Here is a 24,207-nt window from a genome sequence, read left to right on the forward strand (position 1 = left end):
TCGACATTTTTAGTTTTTGGGGGTGCAATATTTTTTGGAAAGAGGAAAATTGTGGATTCGTACCCTCAATTGTAGGTATGAATATACTGCAGGTGGAGGTGGGAATCGTGCTAAGAATTTATATAGATGATCCCTTAGGTCGCAGTCAACTAAAGGACTGGGAAAGGACTGCTCTAGAGAAATTCTCAGCTAAAATGACTGACAAAGAAAAACCGTTTCCGTGCATCCCAGCAACTATTGGATTCTCGAAAAATCAACTTCGGTATAGCTTTATTGGGGATCCGCGGGAATCCTCAACTTTATCTGAACTTGCAGATTCGTTGAGTCGCTATACAGAAATTTCAAGGGAGATTGGCCATTACACATCGTTGATTGTTTTTTATGAAACGCCAGTGGATATGAGAGAAACGTATACCATCGATGATTATGAACAAATTTTTTGGAAGCATCTTAGTGAATTAAGCAACATGGACCAAATGGATTGGCCCAAGGATATACCCTTAGATCCCCATCACTCGGCATGGGAATTTTGTTATAATGGGGAGAAATATTTTATGTATTGTGCAACACCTGCCCATATTAATCGAAAAAGCAGACATTTTGATGAAATGATGCTTGCCATCACTCCACGCTGGGTACTACAGGAATTTAACAAGTCTTCTCTATTTGCGAAGGAAATGAGAAATCAAATTAGAAAAAGATTAACAAACTACGATTCTGCTCCCATCCACCCCGATTTAAACACCTATGGATTGGAAGATAATTTTGAGTGGAGACAATATTTTCTGCGGGATAATGAGACTTCATTGTCCAAATGCCCCTTTCATCGGGATTCTTAGTATTTGATGAATCAACGCAGGAAAACCCGCCTGCGTTTACATAGGTTTGAGGACTAGCGATTGGATTCCACCTGTTTTCTTTGTTTTTTCCGCCAACCAACAAAAAAAGAATGCCCCAAGATTCAGGACACTCTTCACAATTTAATTTTCTGCTAATTTATTAACTACTTTCTTAGCCTTTGTTTCTTCTGGATCTTCTGCTTGTTTCGCTCGTTTAATAAAGAAAGCAAGAACTAGCGCAATGCAGGCAATTCCGACTGAAACAAGGAAAGCATCATTAATTCCTTCCAACATCGCCCTCATGGCAATTTGCTGCTTCATTTCAGCAGTAAGTAGTCCATGGTTATTTTTCATCATCGGAGTAGCGAGATCGGTCGCATGTGTTTTTGTGCGATTGGACATAATCGTGATCAAGAGAGCCGAACCGATAGCACCAGATACCTGCTGTAGCGTATTGTTCATCGCCGTTCCATGTGGGTAGTAACGTGCCGGCAGCTGGTTTAGACCGTTTGTCATAACTGGCATCATAACCATGGACATACCAAACATACGTGCTGAATATAAAAGAATTAATTCAGTATAAGTCGTATCTAATGTTAATTTACTGAACATAAAGCTTGTAAAGGTAGTAATCGTTAAGCCAACAATAGCAAGAACCCTTCCGCCAAACTTATCAAATAATTTCCCTGTAATAGGACTCATGATCCCCATTAATAACGAACCAGGAAGCATTAATAAACCGGATTTAAACGGTGTAATCCCGCGAATCGTTTGCACATAAATCGGTAAAAGCAGCATCGCTGAAAACATCGCCATGGCAATAACAATGGAAATGACAGATGATAATGCAAACATCGGATATCGATATACTTTGAAATTCAACATTGGTTTTTCAAGTTTGTTTTGACGAAGAATGAATGTAACTAAGCTGATTGCTCCTACAATAATCGTTACATAGACCTGTGGGCTATCCCAGCCTTTATCCCCTGCTGAACTAAATCCATATAGCAAACCACCAAATCCAATACTTGATAACACTAAAGAAAATAGATCGAGACGAATATCCACTTTGCCTTTTTTATCTTTTAATAAGAACATAGCAATCACTAGGACGATTGCGGCAATTGGTGATACTAAGTGGAATAAAATTCTCCAGCTGTGATGCTCAATTAAATAACCTGAAAGTGTTGGTCCAACGGCTGGAGCAAAAATGAAAACTAATCCAAATAACCCCATCGCTCCTCCCCTTTTTTCAGGCGGAAAGCTTGTTAACATAACATTCATTAATAATGGCATCATGATTGCCGATCCAGATGCTTGAACCATCCTTGCCACTAATAATAATGGAAATACATGGGCAAACCCGGCAATAATGGTACCTGCCGTAAATAAACTCATCGCTGTAAGGAATAATCCTCTAACCGTATATTTTTGAATTAAAAACGCTGTTGCTGGGATCATAACCCCATTGACTAGCATATATGCAGTGGCCAGCCATTGAACTGTTGATGCATTGACATCTAAATCCTTCATAATAGAAGGCAATGCCACATTTAAAAGTGTTTCATTTAACATGGAAATAAACGCGCCAATCATCAAAATAGCGATGATTCCATAAGGCGGACGATTATATGTTGTAGGTGATTCCATCTATATTCCCCCTTGTAAACTAATGGTACATTTTTTTGTACTGTTATTCTGCATAAACATTATCATAAACCGTCGGTTCATTTTTTGCAACAAATAAATTTCAAAAAAGGATCTTTATTTGTCTAGTAGGCGAAAATAAGGTACAATATTTTTGTACTATCAGTCTAATCAGAAAATAAAGGTGATTATTATGAACGATAGAAAACAGCATGTTATTACCAAAGCACATCAATTGTTTGTCGAAAAAGGTTTCCAAGCCACTTCGATTATCGATATTCTAGATTACAGCGGTATCTCGAAAGGTACCTTCTATAATTATTTTTCCTCCAAAAATGAACTCCTGATGGCCATTTTTACATCCTTGGGTCAACAGATTGATCAGGAACGAAATAAACTGTTGATAGGACAAGACCCTGCTGATATTGAAATCTTCATTCAACAACTAGAACTACAAATGGACTTTAATCGGCGCAATAAACTGTTAACGCTTTTTGAAGAAGTATTTGTCTCCAATGATCCAACTTTAAAGCAGTATCTGAAGGGATTCCAATTAAGGCATCTTCAATGGATCTACAACCGCTTTTTAGACCTATTCAAAAAAAGTCATCATCCCTACTTGCTAGATTGTGCGATTATGTTCCTTGGGATGCTGCATCATAATATTCATTATCATTTTATGGTTCAAGAAAAGGACAGCAGCCTCAAGGCTGTGATTCGTTTTACAGTAGAACGGGTAGTAAAAATGGTGGATGAGGTGGAAAGCAGCAGAGCTCAATTATTAAATCCAGAAATTCTCAACAAATGGCTTCCAGATTGTAATAAGACCGGACTGGCCTATGAGAAAAAACTTCATCACATCGTGTCTGCTTTAAAAAAGCATATGAATGAAGGCGCAGATCAACTGGAACATGTGGAGTTATTGGACTTTATCCAAGAGGAAATTATTCATTCCAAGACACCAAGGAAATTTCTTATTAAAAGTGCGCTTTCCACTTTAATAGAAATTTCAGGCGAACATTGGCAAACAGACATTCAAAGACTACAGGAGTTCATTGAGGAATTTCTTTTAGAAAAATCATACTCTTAAAAGTGCGAATCGATTTCGCACTTTTTAGTTCTCTCATTCATCGACATGGATGACATCCGCAATGAAGATGGAGTCTTCTGAAAAGATGCAATACAGATTTGTCACATTCTCATACATACTAGTGTTATGAATTAAAAATCCCTCATAACCTTGTTTTTGAAGATTTTGACGAAATGCAGCATTAGCTTCTTCTTTATTTAAAAGAATTGCTTGGTCTTTCCAAGTAGGGTTCTTTTTTTTCGTTGCTAAATAATCACAATATTTATCTCGGTCAATCATAAATAATTCATAGTTTGCGTATTTCTTTAGGTTTTGTTCATCCATATATACTCTATAGATAAAACCTTGAACGGGCTTCTCCATTTGCACCACTTTTGGTTCGCCATCATCCCAAAATTCTGTTTTGGATTTTTCAATAATGGTTTCGGTCCCAATTGCAAATGGTCTGGCTGAATCGATGTCAGCCGTAAGCCAGATACCGATTGTATCTATATGATCAGGTAGGTTCTGAACTAAAGCCTCTTTTTTAAAGTGATCGAATTTTTTTATGGATCCGTGATAAACAATCATAAACAGCCCTCCTTTATTAGTATACCCACAGGATTGGTTAATCATTTGTGAACCAAAAACAAAAAGACCGCCTATGACGGTCTGATTTGGAAAGGAACACTGTCCCCCATTTATCGATTATGATTTTTTTGGGCTTTAATTGCCACTTTTTCAAGGCCATTTTCTCCGGCAAATTCTACATTAGCCTCTGATACACCTTTTCTATTTTTAGAAAATTTACTTTTGTTTTTTGTCATTTCTATGCACCACCTTGGTCTTTGATTGATTCCAGTAAGGATGCTAATGCAACATCCACATTTTTAGTTTGCATTGTTTTTTGACTGCTATGCTTAATCCTGAAACATAGAAAAAATGACGTATAAATTTACACGTCATTTTACTTAGTCCTATCGAACATGCATCTCGTTCGGTTGTGGACCTTTGCGTCGATTGCGGTTGATTTCATTGATGGCATTCATTTCATCTGGAGTAAGTTCAAAATCAAAAACTTCAAAGTTTTCTTTGATTCTGGCGGGCGTAACAGATTTTGGAATCACAATCGTATTGTTTTGTAAATGCCAGCGCAATACGGTTTGAGCTGGTGTCTTGCCATGCGATTCAGCAATTTTTTGAACCACTTCGTCCTGTAGGACTTCTCCACCTTGATCTAACGGGCTCCAGGCTTCCACAAAAATATTATGTTTGGCACAAAACTCTTTTAATTCCGTTTGCGCTAAGTATGGGTGGCATTCAACTTGATTTAACACAGGTACGACTTCACATTCATTTAAAAGGCGCTCCAAATGTTCGATTTCAAAGTTACAAACACCAATCGCCTTCACGCGACCCTCATGATAAAGCTTTTCTAACGCTTTATAGGTATCCACATACTGATCAAATTGTGGTGTTGGCCAATGGATCAAGTAAAGATCGATATAATCAAGCCCCAATTTTTCTAAGCTTTCATCGAAAGCACGCAATGTATTTTCATAACCTTGGTCACTATTCCACACTTTTGTCGTAATGAATAGATCTTCACTAGGGATAGAAGATTCTTTCAGCGCTTTACCTACGCCTACTTCATTTTTATAAATCATCGCTGTATCGATAGAACGGTATCCTACTTCTAAAGCGGTAGCAACCGCAGCAGTCGCTTGATCATCTTTTACCTGCCAAACTCCAAAACCAAGCTGTGGCATTTTTAGGCCGTTATTTAACGTAACATAGTTCATATTTTTTGCTCCCATCCTGTTTATTTTAGCGATTTGGAAATCCTCTAGTATATTGTCTTGGCAATTCTATTTCTTTATGAAGCACTGTTGCTGCTTCTAATGCCCAATAAGGGTTTCTAAGCATGGCTCTTCCTACGGCAACTAGATCAGCATCTTCGTTTCCAATTACAGCGTTTGCCAATTCTGGTTCATCCAATCTTCCGACTGCTATGACTGGTACATTCAATGCTTGTTTAATAGCTCTTGCTAATGGCACTTGGTAAGCCACATGTGTCCCAGGTCTGCCCGCCGCAGCGATTGGACCTTCTCCACCAGCACTTACATGGAATATATCAACGCCTGCTTTTTGGAATTCTCTTGAGAATTCGATTGCATTGTCGATTCCATACCCGCCCTCTACGTACTCTCTTCCGGAAATACGCATAATTAATGGCATATCTTCAGGCATTTCACCTTTTACAGATTCAATGACTTCTTTCCCAAACTTCGTTAATTCTTGTCCATATTCGTCTGTTCTCTTATTTGTATATGCTGATGTAAATTGATGAATCAAGTACCCATGGGCACCATGAAGTTCAATCACATCCACTCCTGCTTTGATGGCGCGCTGAGTGGCCAGGCGGAATTTTTCTACCATTTCTTTTACTTCTTCAGTTGAAAGGGCTCTTGGTGTTTTAGATTTATCATCAAAAGGAATCGCAGATGGTGCCACTGGTTCTTCGGCATCTTCCGCTTTGCGTCCGGCATGGGCAATTTGGATGCCCACTTTGGCTCCGTGCTGATGACAAGCATCTACAATCCGTTTCAGTGCGGGGATATGATCGTCTGACCATAAGCCTAAATCATAATCTGAGATGCGCCCATCTGGTTCTACATCGGTCATTTCAATAATGATTAAGCTGGCACCGCCAATTGCGCGGCTCACGTAATGCAAGTAATGCCAATCCGTAGCAATCCCATCTTTATTGGTGACTGAGTATTGACACATTGGTGGCATTACAACACGGTTTTTCAACTGCAGCCCTTTTAGCTTATATGGCGTAAATAGATGTTCCATGTGAACACTTCCTTAATGTACTTGTATAGTTTTAAATGCACATATTTCGTGATTTTACATCGTTAGCGTCTACTTCTTTTGCTCATTTAACCACGTTAATTTTGCATCCATAGACACTCTATTTATAAAATGTATGTGCATGCATATAAATTAGCATATCGTAAAATAAACCGTCAAGTAACATGATTCCACCTAAAGACAGCAAACAAAACTACTGTAAAGTTACCTAGTCCCCTTCTCGTTTAATTGGCCGATTAGTTGGTGAAGCTCTTCAACGACTGCTTTTTTGGAAAAAGTATTTTCAAGTGTTTCATGGAACGTCATCATCGCCTGTTTAAGCTTTTCTTCTCCTTCAGTTGTTAAAGAAGTAAAAATAGCCCGACGGTCGTCAGCACAAATATGCCTTCTTAATGCACCACAATCCCTTGCTTCAAAACGGCTGACGAGTCTAGACATGGCGCTTTGACTTAACCCTACCATATTCTGAAGCTGCTGTAATTTTAACTTTTTTTCAGAAGCTTCGGATAGAAATAAAAGAACGTAGAATTCATTTAACGATAATTGGTGTTTTTGTTGTAGGTTGCTTTCTAATTCATTTGAGATTTTCAATTGGAAATTTGAAAAAGATAGCCAATTAGTTATCAGTTGTTTTTGCGGAATTGATTCCATTCGTACCACCTAATAAAGGCTAGTTATGCCTTTCAAATGTATTTATTACCCTAATAGTAACAAGTAATGATTTTAGTAGTCAAATGTACTTGTTGATATCATACTAAAGTCTCACACCCTGCCCCAAGACCCCCTATAGAGGTCTTGACAATTAAGGCACTTGATTTTTCATAACTTGGTTCACCAGGTTTTGCGTTGCATCATTGGTTTCAGCTGCGGTATTTTCAATTGCTGATTGCACATAGTTTAAAGCGGACTGATTCATGTTTTTAAATGTTTGCATTTTATTTTCCGGATTGTTCTGATTTTGATATCTTTCAACCATTATGGATTCCTCCCATTTCTCATTTCAGCTTTTATTTTTTGTTTATTATTGAAAAATATCCCTATTAGAGAATCATAGTAAAATTTACTCATATTACAAAATTTTTATAATTTTTCTTTCATTTCTTAAACAACTCTTATATACTGAAACAAGTTAAATAAACATAACTAGGGGAGTCCAATAGTTTGGGCTGAGAGAGAAACACGTTTAAGTTTCTTGACCCTTCGGACCTGATCTGGATCATACCAGCGTGGGGAAGTTGACAAACATCATTTTTGATATTAACTTCTACATACATTTTGCCGGGTCCATCCATTTATGGACCCGGCTTTTTATATGTGCTTCATTCACCCCATCCATTTGTTCTGGATCTCGTCCTTTCAAGGCTCTGTTATATTTGATTGTTGATTTCCGCTCCAGGCGCTCAGCAAACCCGCGGGCGTGCAGGGGAGCCTCCTCGGCGCTAAAGCGCCTGTGGGGTCTCCCCTGCCCCGTACTCCCGCAGGAGTCGAACGCCTTCCGCTCCAATCAACAGAAGTATAAGAACCAACAATATGTCCTTTAACAGAGTCATTAAAAAAAAGGGAGAGATTAAATCATGGTATCCAACTCATTAAATGAAAAAAACATTTCCATTATGTCAAGCTTCTCAGGCAGTAAAAAAGTGTATGTAAAGGGGTCACGACCTGACATTCAGGTGCCTATGCGTGAAATTGAATTAAGCTCAACCATTAGTACCTTGGGCGAGGAAAAAAATCCACCTGTCCGAGTGTACGATACGAGCGGTCCCTATACCGATCATCATTACTCAGTTGACATTACAAAAGGTCTTCCGACTCTTAGAAACACTTGGATTCAGGAACGATCAGACGTGGAAGAATATGAAGGTCGAGAAATTAAAGCTGAAGATAATGGCTATCAAGATCTAAATGACCCTCGTGCCAATCATAAAGTCTTTCCTGGATTAAAACGGAAACCACTGCGCGCAAAAAAAGGGGAAAATGTCACACAGCTTCATTATGCGAAAAAGGGAATCATTACACCTGAAATGGAATTTATCGCGATCAGGGAAAACATGGATCCTGAATTTGTTCGCGCGGAAGTGGCAAGAGGCCGGGCCATTATCCCCTCTAACATTAACCATCCAGAAACAGAACCGATGATCATTGGTCGAAATTTTCATGTCAAAATTAATGCCAATATTGGCAACTCCGCTGTTTCCTCTTCGATTGAAGAAGAAGTGGAAAAAATGACATGGGCGACACGCTGGGGCGCCGACACCATCATGGACTTATCAACTGGGAAAAATATCCATACCACCCGTGAATGGATTATTCGAAACTCATGCGTTCCTGTTGGTACCGTTCCGATCTATCAGGCACTTGAAAAAGTAAACGGTATTGCTGAAGACCTGACCTGGGAAGTGTATCGGGATACGTTAATTGAACAAGCAGAACAAGGGGTCGATTATTTTACCATTCATGCCGGTGTCCTTCTGCGGTATGTTCCATTAACTGCAAAACGTTTAACCGGAATAGTGTCACGCGGCGGTTCGATCATGGCACAATGGTGTTTACACCATCACCAAGAAAACTTTTTATATACTCACTTTGAAGACATCTGTGAAATCATGAAATCCTACGATGTAGCTTTTTCACTAGGTGATGGTTTACGGCCGGGGTCGATTGCAGATGCAAATGATGAAGCACAATTTGCGGAGTTAGAAACACTAGGTGAGTTAACAAAAATCGCTTGGGAACATGATGTACAAGTTATGGTGGAAGGCCCAGGGCATGTACCGATGCACCTCATTAAGGAAAATATGGATAAGCAGCTAGAGATTTGTAAGGAGGCGCCCTTCTATACACTTGGACCTCTTACAACGGATATTGCTCCCGGATATGATCATATAACCTCTGCGATTGGTGCTGCAATGATTGGCTGGTTTGGTACAGCCATGCTATGTTATGTAACACCAAAAGAGCATTTAGGGCTGCCTAATCGAGATGACGTCCGTGAAGGAGTTATTACCTACAAAATTGCTGCACATGCGGCTGACTTAGCGAAGGGCCATCCTGGAGCACAAATTAGAGATAATGCGTTGTCAAAAGCAAGGTTTGAATTCCGTTGGAGAGATCAATTTAATTTATCGTTAGATCCGGAACGAGCACTTGAGTATCATGATGAAACCCTGCCTGCTGAAGGGGCCAAAACAGCCCATTTCTGCTCCATGTGCGGTCCTAAATTTTGTAGCATGAGAATCTCACATGATATTCGTAACAACTTTAACCAACTTGAAACGACCGAAGCAATCGAAAAAGGAATGCGAGAAAAAGCTGAAGAGTTTAAACAATCCGGCGGAAACATATACCAATAATCTGCAAAAAATGGACGTATGCATGTGCATACGTCCATTTTTTATTATTGTAGTTGTGGAACTTTTTTAACGGCTTTCTTTTGCATTGGTGCTTCTTCCTTTTTACCAGACTTCCGAATAAAGAAAGCTAAAATAAACGCCGCAATCGATAAATAGGTTGCAATCATAAAGGCATCATCAATCCCCATCACGGTTCCCTGCTTGATTGCCAAAGCCAAATGTGCCTTATCCGTTGGGGAAATTTTTTCTTGGTTCATGATGGACTTTACATGCGCTTCCCCTTGATTAGTCATAATCGAGACAAAAAAGGCCATACCAACTGCTCCAGCAACCATCCTTAATGTATTGACCATAGCCGTCCCATAACGATTTAAACTTAGTCCCAAGTCATTTAAACCTGCCGTAAAGATTGGCATCATCAGGATGGACATCCCAAACATTCTAATTGTGTAGACCCATATAACGTACGAATAGGACGTATTCGTTTGTAGTTTTGTCAGGGCATACGTCGTCACAATTGTAATCGCCAACCCGATTATCGCTAACCATTTTGCACCATACCTATCAAACAGCTTGCCTGTGATAGGTGACATGACTCCCATTACAATCCCGCCCGGGAGGAGCACAAAACCTGCTTGAAGTGGCGTGAAACCATGGATATTTTGCATATAAATAGGCATTAAAATCATGCCAGAGAACATGGCCATGGTAACAATAACGTTAATAATCGTCGTTAACGTAAATAATCGATACTTAAAAATCCTGAATTCTAATATTGGATGGCCTACCTTTAATTGGCGCCACACAAATAATATTAGGCTCACACCGCCAACGATAAACAAGGTCACCACTTCAGGGTCTGTCCAGCCCTTTGTTCCACCTGTTGAAAAGCCATAAAGTAAACCGCCAAATCCAATGGTTGATAAAATCACGCCAAGGACATCTAATTTTGGACGTCTCGTTTCGGTTACATTTTTCACCAGAAAAATTGCAGCTAGAAAGTCAATTAGTGCAACAGGTGCGATGATGTAAAACATCGTATGCCAGGAATAGGTCTCAATAATCCAACCTGCCCAAGTCGGGCCAATGGCAGGAGCAAAGTTCATTGCAACGCCAAAAATTCCCATCGCAAACCCGCGGCGCTCAATCGGGAAGATGGTAAAAATCACATTCGTGATTAATGGGAAAAGAATCCCAGCGCCAATTGCTTGAATAACACGTCCTATTAAAATGATGGAAAAGGAAGGTGCAATCGCACAAATAAAGGTACCAATGGCAAAGACCCCCATGGAAAATAAAAATAATTGCCGAGTGGTATATCTCTCCATCAAGAACGCTGTAACAGGAATAACAATCCCGTTTGTTAACATGAAAATCGTACTTAACCAGTTTGCGGTAGCGGCTGAAATATCAAAAGACTCCATAATTCTTGGCAACGCCACATTAATGACCGTTTGATTTAAAAATGCCACAAAGGCCCCCGCTAATAACACCGCAAAAATAGGTGTTGTTCGAATCGATCGACTAGTTGTTTCTGTATTACCCAATTAAAAAATCCTCCCTTAGTATAGTAATTATAGTATGTGAATAAAAGGGAAAAATGAATCACGGGGACGGTTCCTTTGATTCCCGAATCAAGGGGACGGTTCTTCCGCTTCCCAGGAAGCAGGAGAACCGTCCCCTTGCTCCTTCTTAAAATTCTTCGTAGGTAGCTGGATCTTGGTTGTTTATTCTTCCATCTGGGCGTGTTAGACCTGAAATGAGGTTCATTTCTGTTTCGTTTAGTGAAAAGTCAAAAATCGAGATATTTTCCAGTTGTCGCTCATAGGAAGCAGATTTCGGTATGGAGATTGCCCCTAATTGAAAATGCCATCGCAAAATCACTTGTGAGATGGATTTATTATGCTGTTCAGCAATCTGCTTAAGAGTCTCATTTTCTAACACTTCATTTGCTCGAGCTAAAGGACTCCATGATTCCGTGATAATGTGATGTTTCTCGTGCCATCTTCTTTGAGACTCCTGATTGAAATACGGGTGTAATTCGATTTGGTTCATGCTCGGTTTGACACCCGTTTCCTTTTCTAAACGCTCAATATGTTCGGGTAAAAAATTACAAACACCTATTGAACGAATCATTCCCCATTTTTGGGCGTCAATTAAGGCCTGCCATGCCTCCACATATGTGTCCTGTCTTGGATTTGGCCAATGAATGAGATAGACATCATAATAATCTAAATTTGCCCGATATAACGATTCTTGGATGGTGGTAACAGCATTGTCATAATTTTGATAACGCCCCGGCAGTTTGGAAGTAATCTTTAACTCTTCTCTTGAAACCGAACTGCGTCTAACCGCTTCCCCTACCGTACCTTCATTTTCATAATTATAAGCAGAATCTATTAATCTATAACCCATATCAATGGCACTAAGGATTGAATTGACCCCCTCATTCCCTTTCAGTTTATATGTTCCAAGTCCGACAACAGGTATTGTAAGCCCGTCATTCAAAGTTATTTCTGGAATCCCCATGCTCATTCTTCATCACTCCTTTAAGTCATAACTTAAAATTTACCATAAAAATCAATAAAATTCATTCATTTAGATTCCCGAACAAATTGCGAGAAATACTTTTTCTTCATTGTGGGTAAAATACACATTACAAACTATATCTCCACGAAAGAAGGGATTTTAAATGATTTGGACCATTATTGGTTTACTACTATTATTTTGGATCATTGGGCTAATATTTCATATTGCAGGGGGACTCATTCACCTACTACTGGTAGTTGCAGTCGTAGTATTAATTTTTAAATTTATTTCCGGCAGAGGGAAGAATAGAGCCTCATAATAAAAGGTAAGCATGGGGACGGTTCTCGTGCTTCTTTGGAAGCATGAGAACCGTCCCCATGCTTCCGACGTTTACTATTATTAAGGGTGTGGTTTCATTGAGAAAATGGATCTTCCTTAGTGTTTTGTTATTTTTTACCGTTTTGACCTTTCAAGAAAATGCTACTGCTGCTATTAAAACCCGTGAAGAATATGAAAAAACAGGGCATGTATTTTGGGAGATTAACACAAATGATAAACTGGTGGCGCTGACCTTTGATGACGGTCCCCATCCGATTTTCACACCAGAAATTCTTGATATCTTAGCAAGATATCATGCGAAAGCGACCTTTTTTGTCGCTGGGAACAAAGTGGAAAGATTTCCTGAGGTACTAAAAAGAGAAGTAAAAGAAGGGCACGAAATTGCCAATCATACTTTCCATCATGTATATGGGAATCATATCACCTCTTCAAAACTTACTCTCGAATTAGAAGAAACAGATAAAATAATTCAAAAATATATTGGCTTTAAACCCTCACTCTATCGTCCTGTTGGAGGAATTTACAATGATACGGTCATTAATACCGCCATTAAAAACGGAAAAGAAGTAGTCCTCTGGTCATGGGATCAAGATTCTCGCGATTGGACCAATCCACCTGCAAGCCAAATTTGCCGAACGATCACAAAAGGAGTAAGACCCGGAAATATCATTCTTTTTCATGATTGGCATGGCAGTGAATTTTCGAAAAAATGTTCAACCGTCAAAGCATTAGATACCGTTTTAAGTTATCTATATAAGAACGGTTATAAATCTGTGACGGTGTCTGAATTGCTGTACCACTCAGCAAAAATCATACCTGATTCTTTTCAAGTTTATCCTGTTAGAAGAAAAACGTCCCACGTGGATGTAATGATAAATAACTATTCATCACAACAAATAAACCCTATTTCCAAATAAGAAATAGGGTTTATTAGATTATTGTGCCAAAAGCTTCTTTGCCACAATATAGCCCGACCCGCCGTTCACTCCATGACCAGGCCAGGTGGCGGCACCGAGCATATAGACATTTGGTATAGCAGTTTGATGACCTGGCTGCCCTGGTAAGGGTCTAAACAGATAACTCTGCGCCAAGTCATGTGCCCCTCCGTATGGATCCCCAGGCCCTGAATTCGGATTAAATCTAGCAATCTTGTCCGGTGTAACAACATATTTACCAATAATCGCACTCGGAATATTAGGGATATGGTTACTTACGACTTCAAATACCCGTTCTGTAAATCGCTCGGTTAAATCCTTTGTCCATGTTCCCTCTCTGACATCGATTTGGCCAGCCGCATCCCCGCGCGGACGGACCGGTACTTCTAACACTTGAATACGCATGATGGCCTTTCCGGCGGGAGCACGCGTTGGATCCAAGTTCGTTGAGCAGTCGACTGTAAAGGTCGGTTTAACAGGCAAAAGATCGGCCGCCCCTTGAGCAATGGCTAACGTAAACCCATCAAGTCCGTCTGTCAGATGCGGCTGTCCGACACGGATAAATCGTTCATCCGGCCACTTCGGCGGCTCACTAAGAGCTAAGTGAATCTGCACACAGCCGCGCCCATAGCGGAACTTTTCGGCCTGGGCACGAAGCGGTGGTGATATTTCAGTATCCTTTAAGAGAGAGAGATAAAGTTGATCAGGAGTGGTGGTCGCGACAACCGCCTGACCAGCGAAAAACTTCCTTCCCTTAGCTGTCCGGACACCAACCGCTTTGCCGTTTTCCACTAAAATCCGTTCGACAAGTGTGTCTGTAAGAATTTCCCCGCCTTGATCCTTAATAAGTTGGGCTAAAGCTTGGGCCAATTTCTCACTGCCGCCTTCAGGAATCGGCATACCGCCGCCCATCAATGCCATGGTGGTTAGAGGAACCCAAATACCGCTTCCAACTTCATCCGGCGTACGCCCAAGATGTGTAACCCAGGAAGCGAGCATCGCGCGGGTTACAGGAGAATGGAGTGAACTCACTGTGTTACGAGCCGTCGTAACAAGTGACACAGCGAAAGAAGAATAACCTGCTCCACCCTCTTCATGGAGCAATCGATTGATAATCGGTGTCGCTTCAGGACTAGATAGATCCATATTAAACAAACCAAATACGTCATTCACATATGGATTTATCTGTTCAAACATGCCGGCTAATGTCGCTCCGTCTCCAGGTGAAAGCCGTTCAGCTTCTTCCATCAATGCATGAAATGCGGTCGGAAGAACCGCTGTCCGACCGTCTTCCAATGAAATACCTGTTGGCAAATCAGTATTTAAATACCGTAACCCTCTCTTCTCTAGGTCCTCTCTTAATTCAGCATAGGCAGGTCCCGTCGTAAATAGAGGATGTGCTGCTGCAAAAACATCATGTTTAAAGCCTGGAAGCGTCAGCTCCTCTGTCCGCAAGAAACCGCCTGGACGGTCATTTTTCTCTAACATTAAGACGCTCCGCCCTGCACGGGTTAAGTAAGCAGCCGCTATTAAAGCATTATGCCCACTGCCAATGAGAATCACATCAAATTTATCCATCCTATCTCTCCTTCGAAAGGCTAAGTCTACCTAAAAAGGTATATTCTAGGAGATGGATACTAAGTACTAAATCTAGTAAAAATCATCTAAAAATTGATTGACAATCCCTAATAGACTCTCAGAAACCTACTCAAAAAGCACCAGGTTTAAAAACACCTGACGCCCTTTTTTAGTACTTCTTTACATTACTTATTCTCTAAGTCTTTTCGACTTACAGCCATCGGAGGCTGCTCCATCCATTTATTTTTTATCATTAAATTCATACCATCATCAGCAAATGTCAGCATTTCTGTTATGAGTTTGGAGTATTTCATTCCTACATCCCTGCGCATAATAGTTGCTAAACTAAAACCATATTGTTCAATTCCCGCTCCAGCCATAATAGCACCATGGAACATGATGAGTTTGTCGGAAAATGGTGATTCGGTTGAATCAGATATATATGTATACCAAGGAGAAGCACTGGATAAATCCTCTTTTTCTAGAAGGGTCCGTAATTCTTTTAAAGTCTTTGTGCTTATTTCTTTCCCTCTTATTAAGTAATCCCTTAAGTCCTTTGATTTGACCACCTGTGAAAAACCAATCATTAATGTTTTTACAATTTCAAGTGTCTGGATATTAAAAAAAAGATTCGTGATTTCTAACGATGTTAGCATTCTTTTTTCGCCTAGAAACCCTTTTAAATATCCTAGCTTCTCGATCATCTCTGGATGGGATGCATCAGGAATATATGGTGCTCTAACATATAGGCCCATAGATAACAGCAGCTCTTTTGTTCTTGAATTCAACTCTGAGGATGAACTTATGCATTCTTTATAAAACTCATGAACATCCTCGCGGGCAACCATCGAAAGGGCTTTCGAGTAATACGATAATCCCAAATTGGCTAAATGATGAAGGTAAAAAAGAACAAACTCATCTGAAAACAACCTTGGTGCATTTAGGCTTACATCTTCATCATTAAAACCAATTGGAACTGGATAATTTTCTTTTGATAAGGTCTCAGCAGCAAACTTTGTATGGATCTTGGATAACTCTAATGCATATGTTAATAGTTCAGCTATTTTTTTGTCTTCACATTTTTCTAAATAGTAGGTTAAACAACAAATTGCCATACTATCAACCATATAGTTAACCCATATAAAGCTTTTTTCCGAAGCAGTTAAGTGTACGCTTCCCATGTTGCACCCCTAAACAATTTTGATTGATTTAGTTTTTGTCAAACATGGTATTTTATTCAAGTCGAAAAAAGAGAGTGATACGCGTGTAACACTCCTCAAAGACTCCTATTTGTCCAAAATTAATGAAGATAATCATAGGTATTTTTTGCTAACAATAAGAAAGTAACGACAATAAACAATGCCCGGACATAACCACTTCCTTGCTTGATGGCAAATTTCGAGCCGCAAAAAGCCCCAGCAAATTGCGCCAATCCCATTGGAATTCCATAAGCAAAATTCACTTGCCCTAAAATAATAAACATAAGGAGCGCTGCAATATTACTGCCGAAGTTTAAAAATTTGGCATTCCCCGCAGCCTTTAAAAAGTCAAAGCCAATCATTAAAAAAGCAAAGATTAAAAATGAACCAGTTCCAGGACCGATAAAACCATCATAAAAACCAATCGCAAAAATAAGTAGCATAAAAATCGTTAAATGACGGAAAGATAATTTTTTATTAGTTGTTTCACTGCCCCAATTCTTTTTGAAAATAGAATAAATGGCCACTGCCGCGAGCATGACAAGCATTAACGGCTTCAGGACTTCCGGGTCCAATAAATGAACAGTCCAAGCGCCGATGATCGAGCCGATAAAGGTTAACGGAAATAACTTATAAACTGACTTGAAGTCAATTTTCCCAGAGCGATAAAACATAATGGTACTCGTTAATGAGCCAATGGTTCCCGCTAATTTATTAGTGGCAACCGCTGCCGCTGGCGGCAAACCTGTAAATAATAACGTCGGCAGCGCAATCAGCCCGCCTCCGCCAACTACCGAATCAATAAATGCGGCTAAAAAGCCAAATACAATTAAAATAACTAATAACGATGGATCTAAATTAAATGGCATCTATCTAACCTTCTCTCTTTTAACTATTGAAATAGTAGCTAAAGTTTTAATTCCTGTAAATAGTTATCTTAAAAAAAAGATAACGAGGGCTGCCCTTGTTACCTTTTTAAAAATTTCATTTTAGTTTTTAAATTTGGTCTCTAATTTAGCAACCTTCATATATTTTAGATAAAGATTTTATCTACTATTTAAATGAAATTAGGTGAGACCAACATGTTTGCTGTTCATTTTTTTGAAAACAAAAACCTTTTGTTAAGCCAGCTCCTAAACACTGTACCCGCTGTTGGGGAACAATTAAAAATTAAAGGACGTAAAGGAACGATTTTAGGTGTTACCAATGTAGAAGATAATAAGTATCATGTACAGGTGGAGTTAGAGAAAGTAACGAAAGGAAAAACTGCTGTAGTCGACCAATCAAAAAAGAGAAAACGCTAGTGTCTGGGTATCTAGTCGATTGATTATACGTGGAAGGACTTTAAATAAATGGATACCAGAGTATACTCATGGAGTACTCTGGTATTTTTGTTTTTTAAGGAAAAGCTTCAGTAACTCAAATACAACCCACAACCTTGTTTTCTACAGCAACCTCTTTAATTGGTCTATAAACCCGAGAACCTCTTCCTCTTTTGTCGCCCATGAAGTCACCAACCGAATCGCTGAGTAGTCAGTATCAACCTTCTCCCAAATATGGAACGAATACTTATTCGCAAGCTCAGCAATTACTGAATTAGGCAAAATCGGAAAAAGCTGATTAGAGGGAGAATGCGTTAGGAACCTAACGTTTGCATTGGTCAAAGCACCCCTAAGAATCCCGGACATCTTATTGGCATGCAAAGCCAAATCAAAAAACAAATTGTCTTTAAACAATTCAAAAAATTGAATCCCTAATAATCTACCCTTCGCCAATAGGGCTCCTTTTTGCTTGATATGATAGCGAAAATCTTCCTTCAGCGAGCCTCGGCAAATGACTAAAGCCTCACCCAACAATGCCCCATTCTTCGTTCCGCCAATATAAAATGCATCAACAAGCTCAGGTAAATCACTTAATGTAAGATCATTTTCGTCAGAGCAAAGTGCAGAACCAAGTCGTGCCCCATCCATATATAAGATTAGATTATTCTCACGACAAAAATGGCTTAACAATTGCAACTCATCTTTTTTATAAATAGAGCCGATTTCTGTGGAATTTGATATGTAGACCAGCTTAGGTTTTACCATATGTTCATCCGGATGACCCTCTAAAATGGCTTTCACACCGGCAGGCGTAAGCTTTCCATGTTTCGATTCAACAGAGAGAATCTTATGACCCGTTGCCTCGATTGCTCCTGTTTCATGACCCAGAATATGTCCAGTGCCAGCTGATATAGCAGCTTCATGAGGTCTTAAAAAAGCCGAAATAGCAATTAAATTTGTTTGTGTCCCCCCTGTTAAAAGGTGAATATCTACATCGGTCCGACCCAATTTATTCTTTATATGCTCTATTGCTTTTAACGAATAATAATCCTCTCCGTAACCTTCCTCTTGAACCAAATTGGACTCCATCAATGCCTTTAAGATGAGTGGATGTGCTCCTTCACTGTAATCATTTTTAAAGCTGTACATTTTCGTTCCCCCGTTATTATCTTGATAATTACATTCCATTTTCAATCGTTCATCATCCGTCAATTTTTATTCTGTTTCCCATCCCCTGCTTTCCAATTCAATATTTACCTCCGTCTGTCATCGAATACTTCAACCAAAATAGGTGACGATATATTTGTAACACATTATTTTAAGGGAGTGAAGTTTTTGAAAAAAGGTTTAGTGACTTTCGTGCTGGCTTCTACCCTTATCGGGTTAACAGGTTGTAATACTACAACCAAAAACGATCTTAGAAATGACGTAAACAATGACCTCACAACACGTAATGTCCGAAATAATATGGACAACCGTTTAAATGTACAAAATGTAAGGGACAACAATAACTTACGGGTTTCAAATCGTGCTGGAAGAAGTGTTGAAAAACTGAAAGAAGTAGACTTAGCGCATGTTATTATTCGCGACAATGATGCATATGTGGCCGTTCGTTTACAAAATAACCGTAACCAAACCGGGACAACTGGTACAACGGGAACAACCAACATTACGGGAACAAATACTACAAGAAACAATCTTGCTACAAATAATTACAATTCGACCTCTTATAATTCACTCGGAACAGCCAAACATGGGAATTATCCGAATAACACAGGGGTAACAGGGGTTGACAATACAGGAACAGGTATTGGCAATAACGTTAATGCAGGACAAGGAGTTAACACGCGAGGCACAGTAGATATCCGTGGAACTGGCACCGGGTCTACTGTTGACAATAGTGGATTTACTGGTACAAATAACGGGACAACGGGAACATATGACGGAACCACCCGTTCCAACTATCATCACGTCTCTTCAGCACTGGACAAGAAGATTCAAAAACAGGTCCATGTGGCTGAAAAGTCAATCAATCGTGTCTATATATCGTACGATCGAACTTTCTTCAATCAAATGACCAATTATTCAAACGATCTATCTACCGGTCGGAATAAAAACGGCGTTTGGAACGATTTCACCAATTCAGTCAACAACATTTTTAGATAATGGATTCAGAAGCATTGCCAGTTATGAGAGTGCAATGCTTCTTTCCTGCCAAGCCCCGTTTAATTTTTAATTAAATCATCTTTATCATCAGCTTGAGGAGGCTCTTCTAACCAGCCGTATTGAATCATGATATTCGCACCGTCTTCTGCATATAGAGCGATTTCCGGTAATAGTGATGCATACTTTAAAGCCAAGTCTCTTCTTGGACTTGCTGCCATTGCCAAACCATAGTTTCCAATACCCGCTGCAATCATCGCAGAGGTATGAAACATCAATAATTTATCTGAGAAAATCGGTGCTGTCGTATCGAAGACATTGGAATCCCAGCTCATTGGTGCAGGAAGATCGTTTCGAGTAAGATATTGACCAAATATCTCCAAATGTTTTTGGGCAATTTGTTTCCCTCTTAGCATGTATTGCTTTACGTCCTCGTTCTTAGCAATTTGACCAAAACCCATAATGAGAGCTTTCCCTATGCTATTCGTTTGGATATTTAAAAACAAGTGTGAGACCTCAATAGAGGTTAAGGCTCTTTTCTTTCCAAAAAATCCTGCTAAAAATTGTTGCTTCTCGACAAAGCTCACTTTATCCGGTATTGAGATAAATGGAGGTCGAATATATGTACCTTGTTGTAGCATCAATTGGCGTGTTAAGTCCTGCAATTTAACTGCCTCTTTTAAGATGGTTTTATGAAATGAGACGACATCTTCACGGGTACCTAACCCAATGGCTCCACTGCTCGCTGCCATTGCAAGCATTGACATTTGTCTTAAATACATTACAACGAACGTATCTGAAAACAACTTGGGGGCATCTGGTACAACGTCTTTATCAGTAAATCCATTCGGTACAGGGAAATTTTCCTTTTTAAAAAAGTCCTCAAGAAATGCAATATTGTGTTTGGCAACGGATAAGGCTAATTCAACAATTGGCCTGACTTCGGAATCTTTTGTTTTTTCAAGAAAGTGGGTGTTCACACAAATAGAAGCAGTATCATTAATATATTGTGCCCATAAACCCGACATTTCTGTAGCTGTTAGACCTATTTCTGACTGATTTTCCAATTTAAACAACCCCACAACTACATGTTTCACTCTCCAAGATAGTCTTTCCAATGAAAGGAAATCTTATGAATAATGCATGCCATGTCCAACCTATTCAAAAAGAGCAGACGATCATCTGCTCCCTCAACGGTTGCGTCTTTTTAATTCATAAATATGACGCTTGATTTCTTTTTCAATTGTTTTGAAAAAACTTTCTAAACCCTTGTTAACACCGGAATCTAACATCCTCTTTCCTGCTAAACTCAGTGCCCCAGTAATTTGTCCATTAGCCTTACAGGTTAACAGAGTGGACCCTTGGCTTTCTTTTAGCTTAAGGATCGCATTTCCGTTTAGTTGTCCCATACTGCCATTCCCATTAATAAAGAGCCGTAAGATGGTTGGTTCTTTTTCTTCATCCAATCGGATATCCATTGTAAATATGTCTTGCATTGGTCCAATGTGGATCTCGACTTCGGCTTTATAGACACCTTTTGACAACTCGGTAAAGGACCTGCATCCGGGCAGTGCATTTTGCAGTATTTTTTCATTTTTGATAAATTTCCAGACCAAGTTTCTCGGCAAACCAAAGCGATATTCATATTCGATTTCCACTGTTTCTCCTCCCGTATCCAGCAGATGATTTATCTTATTCATCTCTGGGCGAAGAGGTGAAGTAATCTTTATTCCAGAACAAAAGCGCGCAATCGCCTTGAACAGCCCCGACAAGCATAAGACACTCAGGGAAAGAAGGCGTTCTTTGCCTTCATTCCCTGAGCGACTGTAGACCATCGAGAGGCTAGGCGCTGGTGCTGGACAATTCTCGAAGTCAAAATTTATACTTTTCAATCTTTTTAAAAAAAGCACACCCATTTGGAGGGCACTGCAAAAGTCGGAAAATATCTAAAAAAAGGGTGAGCACCTACCAATGGTAGTGTTTCACCCTTTTTCTGCGCCTCTAATATTGTGATTCAAAAATTAAATCTTGTGTATTGCAGTACCCTCATAATCGGAGCGGCTTCTCTATTTTCCTATGTTAATATAAGCTGAAAATTACATATAAGTATGTTGAATCGACAAATCCGTTAAACCGATGTTTCCATATTCTCTTTCTAATTCGCTCAGGGTCATCTCATAAAGATGCTTATTTTTAATTTTAAACACCCCTGATTTAATTAGTTCATCAATCAAAATTTGTCTTTGCTCCTGGACAGCTCCCTGAAGTAATTCGCTCACCCTAGAAACCTCCATTCATAGACTTTTATTTTCTGCCTTCAGGTACTATTATAAATAGTCCTATTTTAGAATATTGTCGAAAAGAAACTTAACCAATAATTTTATCTGATTTTAATGAACGTTACAATTTTACAATATGTACATATTGTTTTTTTAAAATTATGTTATATTGGTTAAATTTTGATGGTTATCAAAATAATTGTTATACTCATTTTATAATTAGACTTCCCGAAAGACCAAGGTGAATATTCATGAAACGTTTTGCAAATTTAGATGGTGTGGAAAATAATAAAACATTTAAAGACATGCGAAAATGGCAAAAGGAAAGAAAATCAAAGGTAAAAGATTTATCCGTCAACATTGAACAAGCACCACTGAAAAGGATAAAAGAACTGAATGAAAACAGGAGCCAGACATCCTATACCTGGATTGGCCATTCAACCTTTTTGATCCAATTAAACGGCGTTAATATCATAACCGACCCCGTTTGGGCCAAGCGGATGGGTTTTCAGAAAAGACTAACAGAGCCGGGCATCGCCATTGCCGACTTGCCAGAGATTGATATGGTCGTGATTTCACATGGTCACTATGACCATTTAGATTTTCCGACATTAAAGAAATTAAAAGGCACCCCACATTATTTTGTTCCGGCTGGCTTAAAGTCACTTTTTATAAAAAAGGGCTATCAAAAGGTATCAGAACTAAACTGGTGGGAAACGACTGATTATAACGGTATTACCCTTCATTTCGTCCCAGCTCAGCACTGGACAAGGAGAACATTAAATGATATGAATACATCTCATTGGGGAGGGTGGATTTTTCAAACAAAACAAGAAACCCTATATTTTGTAGGGGATACCGGCTATTTTAACGGCTTTAAACAAATTGCCGAACGCTTTGAAATTGATACGGTCTTTATGCCAATTGGAGCATATGAACCAGAGTGGTTTATGGCGGTTTCTCATATTTCACCTGAGGATAGTGTCAAAGCTTTCCTAGAGTTAAAAGCAAACACGTTCGTTCCCATGCATTATGGTGCCTATCGGTTAGCCGATGATACGGGACCGGAAGCGTTAGAACGTTTATACCGTACCTGGGAAAAAGAACAGCTTCCCAAGGACCAATTGAAAATTCTTTTACTTGGTGAGACGGTTATGTAAAATGATACTGGATTGGAAATCAACTCCTACATATTTCAGTTATCTTTTTTGTTATAATGGAATATTAAGGAGTGAATTCAGATGAAAATTTTTAAAACCTTGCTATGCTTGGTGTTACTTATTGGAATTGGTACTTCGGTCTGGATTTATTATCCACACTATCAACTTTACCAAATGAAAAAACACACCGTAAAAGCAAGTCAAACAGACCAAAAGATCTCTTATCTTAACTATTTTAAAAACATAAAAGCTGATACCTTACATCATTTAGCCATTGGCGATTCTGTTATTCGCGGTGTCGGTGCCGACCAAACTGATAACATGGTCACGCAATTTTCTAACAAACTTGGGGAACAAGCCCATAAAAAAATAGTGTTTGACAACCAAGGTGTCAACGGGATAACGAGCAGTGAATTAAACCAACTGGTTCAATCGGGGAAATTCGATCACTCGATCAAGCAGGCGGATATCATCACAATCAACGTTGGTGGAAATGATATTATTCATGCTGCCAAGGGAGTTGATCTCCAATCAGTATTTCAAACCTATGATCAGCTGCAGACTACTTTTACTAAAAATTTAACGGAAATTACGTCAAGAGTAACCAAACTAAATCCTAATGCCACAATCGTTTTATTAGAACTCTATAATCCGTTATCTCCCAAAAACCAAATGTATTCTTTAGCGGATCAATTACTTCCAAAATGGAATGTTCATATTTATGAAGTCGCCGATCAACTTCCATCTTCGATTGTGGTTGAAACGTCAAAAGTGATTAATGAAAATCATCTACAAAATTTATCGTCTGATGGTGTTCATCCAAACCTATCAGGTTATACAGCGATTTCCGAGCAAATGATTTATCAATTTAAGCATCAATATCGTAAAATATCAGCATAAAAAAACGAAGGATCGGCT

The 24,207-nt window shown here is 39.2% G+C and carries 25 protein-coding genes and 1 riboswitch; of the genes, 9 read left to right on the forward strand and 16 right to left on the reverse strand.

Going from position 1 to position 24,207, the window contains the following annotated elements:
• Positions 1 to 107: 107 nt before the first annotated feature.
• Positions 108 to 839, forward strand: coding sequence for a YqcI/YcgG family protein (locus JOC76_RS11015; protein ID WP_307784710.1), 732 nt, complete (start codon positions 108 to 110; stop codon positions 837 to 839).
• A gap of 141 nt (positions 840 to 980) precedes the next feature.
• Here JOC76_RS11015 and JOC76_RS11020 read toward each other — a convergent pair whose 3' ends face one another.
• A complete protein-coding gene (locus JOC76_RS11020) occupies positions 981 to 2,489 on the reverse strand; it encodes a DHA2 family efflux MFS transporter permease subunit (RefSeq protein WP_205177663.1) in 1,509 nt (502 codons plus the stop codon).
• 190 nt (positions 2,490 to 2,679) lie between these two features.
• On the opposite strand from JOC76_RS11020, the gene JOC76_RS11025 reads away from it, so the two are divergent.
• Positions 2,680 to 3,576 carry a TetR/AcrR family transcriptional regulator gene (locus tag JOC76_RS11025; protein WP_205177664.1) on the forward strand — a complete coding sequence of 299 codons (897 nt, stop codon included), beginning with the start codon at positions 2,680 to 2,682 and terminating at the stop codon, positions 3,574 to 3,576.
• A 33-nt stretch (positions 3,577 to 3,609) separates the two neighbouring features.
• Here JOC76_RS11025 and JOC76_RS11030 read toward each other — a convergent pair whose 3' ends face one another.
• The 6 genes from JOC76_RS11030 to JOC76_RS11050 form a co-directional block, all read right to left on the reverse strand.
• Complete coding sequence (locus tag JOC76_RS11030) at positions 3,610 to 4,146, reverse strand: hypothetical protein (protein WP_205177665.1); 537 nt, start codon at positions 4,144 to 4,146, stop codon at positions 3,610 to 3,612.
• 110 nt (positions 4,147 to 4,256) lie between these two features.
• The gene (locus JOC76_RS30470; protein ID WP_275591353.1) at positions 4,257 to 4,382 is read right to left on the reverse strand and encodes a hypothetical protein; all 126 of its coding nucleotides are present in this window, start codon (positions 4,380 to 4,382) and stop codon (positions 4,257 to 4,259) included.
• Positions 4,383 to 4,532: 150 nt separating this feature from the next.
• Positions 4,533 to 5,357 carry an aldo/keto reductase gene (locus tag JOC76_RS11035; protein ID WP_205177666.1) on the reverse strand — a complete coding sequence of 275 codons (825 nt, stop codon included), beginning with the start codon at positions 5,355 to 5,357 and terminating at the stop codon, positions 4,533 to 4,535.
• A gap of 25 nt (positions 5,358 to 5,382) precedes the next feature.
• Positions 5,383 to 6,414, reverse strand: a complete 1,032-nt coding sequence (locus tag JOC76_RS11040) for an NADH:flavin oxidoreductase/NADH oxidase (protein ID WP_205177667.1) — start codon at positions 6,412 to 6,414, stop codon at positions 5,383 to 5,385.
• Between the two features lie 222 nt (positions 6,415 to 6,636).
• Complete coding sequence (locus JOC76_RS11045) at positions 6,637 to 7,083, reverse strand: MarR family winged helix-turn-helix transcriptional regulator (RefSeq protein ID WP_205177668.1); 447 nt, start codon at positions 7,081 to 7,083, stop codon at positions 6,637 to 6,639.
• Positions 7,084 to 7,234: 151 nt separating this feature from the next.
• On the reverse strand, positions 7,235 to 7,408 hold the full coding sequence (locus JOC76_RS11050) for a hypothetical protein (protein ID WP_205177669.1): 174 nt from the start codon (positions 7,406 to 7,408) through the stop codon (positions 7,235 to 7,237).
• 159 nt (positions 7,409 to 7,567) lie between these two features.
• Positions 7,568 to 7,682, forward strand: a riboswitch (TPP riboswitch).
• A gap of 324 nt (positions 7,683 to 8,006) precedes the next feature.
• On the opposite strand from JOC76_RS11050, the gene thiC reads away from it, so the two are divergent.
• Positions 8,007 to 9,785: a phosphomethylpyrimidine synthase ThiC gene (gene thiC, locus JOC76_RS11055; protein WP_205177670.1), complete on the forward strand. Its 1,779-nt coding sequence runs from the start codon at positions 8,007 to 8,009 to the stop codon at positions 9,783 to 9,785.
• Between the two features lie 44 nt (positions 9,786 to 9,829).
• On the opposite strand, the gene JOC76_RS11060 is transcribed toward thiC, so the two are convergent.
• Positions 9,830 to 11,332, reverse strand: coding sequence for a DHA2 family efflux MFS transporter permease subunit (locus JOC76_RS11060; RefSeq protein ID WP_205177671.1), 1,503 nt, complete (start codon positions 11,330 to 11,332; stop codon positions 9,830 to 9,832).
• Positions 11,333 to 11,477: 145 nt separating this feature from the next.
• Positions 11,478 to 12,320: an aldo/keto reductase gene (locus JOC76_RS11065; protein WP_205177672.1), complete on the reverse strand. Its 843-nt coding sequence runs from the start codon at positions 12,318 to 12,320 to the stop codon at positions 11,478 to 11,480.
• A 157-nt stretch (positions 12,321 to 12,477) separates the two neighbouring features.
• Here JOC76_RS11065 and JOC76_RS11070 point away from each other — a divergent pair, with 157 nt between their 5' ends.
• A complete protein-coding gene (locus tag JOC76_RS11070) occupies positions 12,478 to 12,633 on the forward strand; it encodes a lmo0937 family membrane protein (RefSeq protein WP_205177673.1) in 156 nt (51 codons plus the stop codon).
• Between the two features lie 97 nt (positions 12,634 to 12,730).
• Complete coding sequence (locus tag JOC76_RS11075) at positions 12,731 to 13,570, forward strand: polysaccharide deacetylase family protein (RefSeq protein ID WP_372441927.1); 840 nt, start codon at positions 12,731 to 12,733, stop codon at positions 13,568 to 13,570.
• Positions 13,571 to 13,588: 18 nt separating this feature from the next.
• Here the strand turns inward: JOC76_RS11075 and JOC76_RS11080 are convergent, their stop codons facing one another.
• The 3 genes from JOC76_RS11080 to JOC76_RS11090 form a co-directional block, all read right to left on the reverse strand.
• Positions 13,589 to 15,166 carry a phytoene desaturase family protein gene (locus JOC76_RS11080; RefSeq protein WP_205177675.1) on the reverse strand — a complete coding sequence of 526 codons (1,578 nt, stop codon included), beginning with the start codon at positions 15,164 to 15,166 and terminating at the stop codon, positions 13,589 to 13,591.
• Between the two features lie 185 nt (positions 15,167 to 15,351).
• The gene (locus JOC76_RS11085) at positions 15,352 to 16,347 is read right to left on the reverse strand and encodes a DUF3231 family protein (protein ID WP_205177676.1); all 996 of its coding nucleotides are present in this window, start codon (positions 16,345 to 16,347) and stop codon (positions 15,352 to 15,354) included.
• 119 nt (positions 16,348 to 16,466) lie between these two features.
• A complete protein-coding gene (locus JOC76_RS11090) occupies positions 16,467 to 17,234 on the reverse strand; it encodes a TSUP family transporter (RefSeq protein ID WP_205177677.1) in 768 nt (255 codons plus the stop codon).
• Positions 17,235 to 17,447: 213 nt separating this feature from the next.
• On the opposite strand from JOC76_RS11090, the gene JOC76_RS11095 reads away from it, so the two are divergent.
• Positions 17,448 to 17,669 (forward strand): hypothetical protein, encoded by a 222-nt coding sequence (locus tag JOC76_RS11095; protein WP_205177678.1) that lies wholly within the window; start codon positions 17,448 to 17,450, stop codon positions 17,667 to 17,669.
• 141 nt (positions 17,670 to 17,810) lie between these two features.
• Here the strand turns inward: JOC76_RS11095 and JOC76_RS11100 are convergent, their stop codons facing one another.
• A complete protein-coding gene (locus JOC76_RS11100) occupies positions 17,811 to 18,836 on the reverse strand; it encodes a threonine aldolase family protein (RefSeq protein WP_205177804.1) in 1,026 nt (341 codons plus the stop codon).
• Between the two features lie 186 nt (positions 18,837 to 19,022).
• Between JOC76_RS11100 and JOC76_RS11105 the strand changes: the two genes are divergently transcribed.
• Positions 19,023 to 19,853, forward strand: coding sequence for a YhcN/YlaJ family sporulation lipoprotein (locus JOC76_RS11105; protein WP_205177679.1), 831 nt, complete (start codon positions 19,023 to 19,025; stop codon positions 19,851 to 19,853).
• A 59-nt stretch (positions 19,854 to 19,912) separates the two neighbouring features.
• Here the strand turns inward: JOC76_RS11105 and JOC76_RS11110 are convergent, their stop codons facing one another.
• The 3 genes from JOC76_RS11110 to JOC76_RS11120 form a co-directional block, all read right to left on the reverse strand.
• Entirely contained in the window at positions 19,913 to 20,917 is a 1,005-nt protein-coding gene (locus JOC76_RS11110) for a DUF3231 family protein (RefSeq protein WP_205177680.1), read from the reverse strand.
• A 123-nt stretch (positions 20,918 to 21,040) separates the two neighbouring features.
• The gene (locus tag JOC76_RS11115; protein WP_205177681.1) at positions 21,041 to 21,508 is read right to left on the reverse strand and encodes an SRPBCC family protein; all 468 of its coding nucleotides are present in this window, start codon (positions 21,506 to 21,508) and stop codon (positions 21,041 to 21,043) included.
• A gap of 438 nt (positions 21,509 to 21,946) precedes the next feature.
• Complete coding sequence (locus tag JOC76_RS11120; RefSeq protein ID WP_205177682.1) at positions 21,947 to 22,129, reverse strand: Fur-regulated basic protein FbpA; 183 nt, start codon at positions 22,127 to 22,129, stop codon at positions 21,947 to 21,949.
• A 251-nt stretch (positions 22,130 to 22,380) separates the two neighbouring features.
• Here JOC76_RS11120 and JOC76_RS11125 point away from each other — a divergent pair, with 251 nt between their 5' ends.
• Together JOC76_RS11125 and JOC76_RS11130 are read left to right on the forward strand one after the other, a co-directional pair.
• Positions 22,381 to 23,289 carry an MBL fold metallo-hydrolase gene (locus JOC76_RS11125; RefSeq protein WP_205177683.1) on the forward strand — a complete coding sequence of 303 codons (909 nt, stop codon included), beginning with the start codon at positions 22,381 to 22,383 and terminating at the stop codon, positions 23,287 to 23,289.
• 81 nt (positions 23,290 to 23,370) lie between these two features.
• Positions 23,371 to 24,189: a GDSL-type esterase/lipase family protein gene (locus JOC76_RS11130; protein ID WP_205177684.1), complete on the forward strand. Its 819-nt coding sequence runs from the start codon at positions 23,371 to 23,373 to the stop codon at positions 24,187 to 24,189.
• Positions 24,190 to 24,207 lie beyond the last annotated feature (18 nt).

Origin of the sequence: Neobacillus cucumis, from assembly GCF_016908975.1 — a bacterium.
Taxonomy (GTDB): domain Bacteria; phylum Bacillota; class Bacilli; order Bacillales; family Cytobacillaceae; genus Neobacillus; species Neobacillus cucumis.